Annotated in this window: 1 protein-coding gene; it reads left to right on the top strand. The window is 48.3% G+C overall.

Annotated elements, in window-relative coordinates; genetic code table 11:
- Positions 1-71 precede the first annotated feature (71 nt).
- Positions 72-809 (top strand): class I SAM-dependent methyltransferase (locus tag RIG61_01620; protein MEQ9617854.1); only part of this gene is annotated, 738 nt, incomplete at its 3' end.

Genomic DNA, 809 nt, shown 5'->3' with positions numbered 1-809 from the left:
GTACAGACTTTTGCAATTCAGGACAGGTTAGGCTTGTATAAATTAGACTTTTAAAAACAGGAACTCATAGTATGCATACTGATTTGAATCTTACAGAATATCCCATTGTCTATACATTCCCCAAACGGTTAACTAAATTTTCATCCTGGTATGAGCATATACCTTTTGCAATGTTCCTGGTTGATGCGCTCAAGCCGCGGGTAATTGTCGAGCTGGGGACACAGTACGGAGATTCGTACTGCGCTTTTTGTCAGGCTGTTCAGGAGGCGGGGCTGGACACGCGCTGTTATGCCGTAGACACATGGGAGGGAGACCCTCATGCGGGCTCCTTTGGGCCGGAAGTCCTGGCAGACCTACGCGCACATCATGATCCCCTCTACGGCGGGTTTTCCCGTTTAACGCAGAGCACTTTCGACGAGGCGCTAAAGAATTTTACCGACGGGACCGTAGACCTGCTCCACATAGACGGCTACCACACGTACGAAGCGGTGAAGCATGACTTCGAGTCATGGCTGCCAAAGATGAGCGATGCAGGAGTTATCCTCTTCCACGATATAAATGTCCGAGAGCGCGACTTTGGAGTCTGGAGATTATGGGACGAGCTCAAACAAAAATACCCATATTTTGAATTTGTCCATGGGCACGGCCTGGGAGTTCTTGCTCCAGGCGAAGAGCAGCCGGCAGTTTTTCAGAAATTCCTGAAAGCGCCACCGGATGAAGCTCTAGCAATCAGAAGATTCTTTTTCAATCTCTCACAACGACTTACGTTGAAGGTTGAGTATCAAAAACAGCTCAATCAAGAGCAGAAG

The organism is Deltaproteobacteria bacterium, assembly GCA_040223695.1.
In the GTDB taxonomy this organism is placed as follows: domain Bacteria; phylum Desulfobacterota_D; class UBA1144; order Nemesobacterales; family UBA2774; genus JAVKFU01.
This window is presented reverse-complemented; position numbering and strand designations above follow the sequence as displayed.